Annotated in this window: 2 protein-coding genes; both read left to right on the top strand. The window is 39.7% G+C overall.

Translation table 11 applies throughout. From position 1 onward, the window contains the following. On the top strand, positions 1 to 643 hold a 643-nt coding region (locus AAC037_RS21710; protein ID WP_339905562.1), incomplete at its 5' end, for a sulfatase-like hydrolase/transferase. Between the two features lie 259 nt (positions 644 to 902). After that, complete coding sequence (locus tag AAC037_RS21705; RefSeq protein ID WP_339905564.1) at positions 903 to 3,188, top strand: PSD1 and planctomycete cytochrome C domain-containing protein; 2,286 nt, start codon at positions 903 to 905, stop codon at positions 3,186 to 3,188. Positions 3,189 to 3,586: the final 398 nt, after the last annotated feature.

Raw genomic sequence — 3,586 nt, 5'->3', positions numbered from 1 at the left:
CATGGTTAGTTATATGGATGAGCAAGTAGGGGAACTTGTTGAACAATTAAAAAGTAAGGGACTATATGAAAATACATTGATTATTTTCACTTCTGACAATGGTCCTACCTTCAATGGGGGAACAGATTCTCCATGGTTTAATAGTGGGGGAGCGTTTCGAGAAGAAAAAGGTTTTGGTAAAGGATTCCTTTATGAAGGAGGGATTCGAGTACCAATGATCGCTTCCTGGCCAGGGAAAATCAAAGAAGGATCGGTTAGTGACCATGCCTCTGTTTTTTATGATGTAATGCCCACCTTAGCTGAAGTAGCCGGGAAACCTTTAGAATCTGCAACAGATGGCACTAGTTTTTATCCTACTTTAATCGGTCATTCTCAGCCTCAACCTGAATTTCTTTATTGGGAATTTCCTTCCTACGGTGGTCAGATCGCGATCAGAATGGGAGATTGGAAAGCCTTAAAATTGAATGTTCAAAAAGGTGGAGCCACATGGTTATTATTTGATTTAAAAAGTGATCCTTTGGAGATGCATGACGTGGCTAAAGAAAATCCCGAGATAATCAAGAAAGTAGAAGAAATTGTAGCAAGAGAACATACTACCTCACCCAATGAGCGGTGGAGGTTTGAGGAATTGGATGGGGTTTAACTGCCGTTAAGCCTTTCTTGTCCTTTTGAGTTGAATAAAAACCATTATTACCCTTATGCCGACATTCTTATAAGGTGTAGATAATGGTTTTTTTGTGTAACTTTAAAATTTACCAAATAAAAATTCTTATAAATTAGGTCTTTTTAAAGACAGCAACAGAAGATGTGTTGGCAATCTGCTTGATAACCATTAAATTAGAAATGTAATTAATATAAACCCGGTAGGATTGAAAAACAAAGGAATTTTTTCATCAATATTTATGGTGCTATTTATAGCTTCGGTGGCTTTAAATAGTTGTTCAAACGAGCATACCTACAAGGAAACTTCAATTTCTGATCAAGTTAGTTATAACTTCCATATTAGACCTATATTATCTGACAATTGCTTTGCCTGCCATGGTCCTGATGCCAATAAAAGAGAAGCAGGGTTAAGGCTGGATACGGAAGATGGAGCCTATGCAGCTCTCAAAGAAAATCCAAATCGCCATGCGATTGTCTCCCTTAAATCCAATCAATCTGAAGTAATTACAAGAATTTTTTCTGAGGAGAATACTGAAAAAATGCCTCCCCCTGAATCCAATTTAAGCCTTTCGGATCAGGAAAGGCAATTAATTAAGAAGTGGGTAGACCAAGGTGCCGTTTACGAAAAGCATTGGGCTTTTGAGCCACCTGTGAAGAAAGATATACCCGAATCGGCTCTATCGGAATGGAATCACAATCCCATTGATGGTTTTGTTTTGGCAAAAATGAAAGAAAATGGGCTTACACCCAATCCAAAAGCAGAAAAGAATTTCTTGTTAAAAAGGTTAAGTCTGGACCTTACGGGATTGCCGCCCACTTCTGAAGAAGTGCGGAGCTTCAATTCAGGTGAAAAATCCTGGGAGCAAATGATTGACCTGTACCTCAGCAAACCTGCTTATGGAGAGAAATTGGCTTTGTTATGGTTAGACATATCAAGGTATGCGGATTCATTTGGTTATCAGAATGACAATATCAGGACCCAATGGCCCTATCGGGATTGGGTTATTCATGCCTTTAATGATAATTTCCCATATAATAAATTTTTAAAATGGCAATTGGCAGGAGACCTGCTTCCCGAGCCTAACAGGGAACAACTTTTAGCTACAGCATTTAATAGAAACCATAAAATCACTGAGGAGGAAGGAGTAATTCATGAAGAGTACAGGGTGGAATATGTTTTGGACAAAACCAATACCTTTAGCAAGGTGATTTTGGGCATGACCATGGAATGTGCCCAATGTCATGACCACAAGTATGATCCAATTTCTCAGAAAGATTATTATAACCTTTATGCTTTTTTTAACAACACCCCCGAAAAGGGTTTTGAAGGAGGAGCAGGTTCTCCGGTGCGCGCCAAATCACCGCTGATGTGGGTTGATGCTGAGGATACGGAAGGAATTCTGGACTTTATCAATCATCCGGATACCAATAAAGTAGCCGTTTCCATCATGCAAGACTTAAAGGATTCGATTCGTCCCACTTTTATCCTGGACAGGGGCTTATATGATGCGCCAACGGGCGAAGCACTAAGCCCCAAAACACCGGACATCATCAAACCATTTTCAAAAGACTTGCCCAAAAATAGACTAGGATTGGTAGAATGGGCCTTTGCTGAGGACCATCCTTTAACATCAAGGGTCTTTGTCAACCTTATTTGGCAGGAAATTTTTGGTGTGGGCCTGGTGCCCTCATCCGGAGACTTTGGCATGCAGGGCAAACTCCCAACTCACCCTGAATTATTGGATTGGTTGGCTGTGGAATTTCGTGAAAGCGGTTGGGACATCAAAAAACTTATTAAACTAATCGTTAGCTCTTCCACCTATCAGCAATCTTCAGCTGTAAGCAAAGAAATGTTGGCCATTGACCCGGACAATACTTACTTGTCACGTTTCCCACGCTTGCGCTTGCACGCGGAATTAATCAGAGATATGGTATTGGCCAGTAGTGGTTTGCTGGTTGAAGAATTGGGTGGGCCAAGTGTTAAGCCATATCAACCGGAAGGACTTTGGGAAGCTTCCAGTTCCGGAAGAGGAGAGTTGAATATTTACCGGCAAGACAAGGGAGACAAATTGTATAGAAGAGGAATATATACCTTTATTAAACTCACTTTGCCTCCTCCTTCGCTTTTAATTTTTGATGGCAGCAATCGTGACATTTGCCAAGTCAATAGAAACCGTACCAATACCCCTTTGCAAGCTTTGGCCATGCTCAATGATCCTTTGGTTTTGGAAGCATCAAGGGTGCTAGCTGAAAATTTAGTCGATCAAATGAAAGACGAGAAAGCGGCAATTGGGGAAGCATTTGTTAGGATCTTGGGTCGCTTGCCTAAAGACGAAGAAGATCAATTGCTTATGGATTTTTATGCTGAGGAGTTGTTACGCTTTGAAAAAAGTCCCGAAATTGCCTCCGGTTCTTTAGATATAGGCGAATCGCCGGCTTCAAAAAAAGAAGCGGTAAGGACAGCAGCGCTGATGCAAGTCATCGTAGCCCTTTATAATTTAGAAGAAGCCATCACCAAAACCTGACCGTAGTTTTTTAATTCAATTTAATGGCTTCTGACCATTGATCCTTAGTTTTGATTAATAGGTAGTAAAGTCGATTTTCGTTATTGATTAGCAGATCTATTCGCTTCCAAATTTACCGGCCTTATCCATTTTTTTGTGTTATTCCTAAGCTTCCAAAAAGGTTTGATTTCTTTTGATTACAATTCTTATTATAAAATCAGGGAACCTGCTTTTCCTGGCATTTTCAGGATGGAGTAGTACGGATGCATCACCAGCTTTTAGAATAACTTCCCTCAGTTGACCTTGAATTCCTTGAGACCTATAAAAGATAAATCATTTATAATAAAAGTGTCATTTATAAATAAAATGCCATCTATAATAAATGATATGGGTTAAATACATAAAAATCTTTTATTACA

Source organism: uncultured Cyclobacterium sp., assembly GCF_963976465.1.
Lineage (GTDB): Bacteria > Bacteroidota > Bacteroidia > Cytophagales > Cyclobacteriaceae > Cyclobacterium.
Note: the sequence above shows the minus strand (reverse complement) of the source record. Positions and strands in the feature narration are given on the sequence as shown.

What these genes read in the sequence shown, in the direction of transcription:
- AAC037_RS21705 (WP_339905564.1), top strand. Translation starts at nt 903, where the DNA reads ATGGTGCTATTTATAGCTTCGGTGGCTTTAAATAGTTGTTCAAACGAG.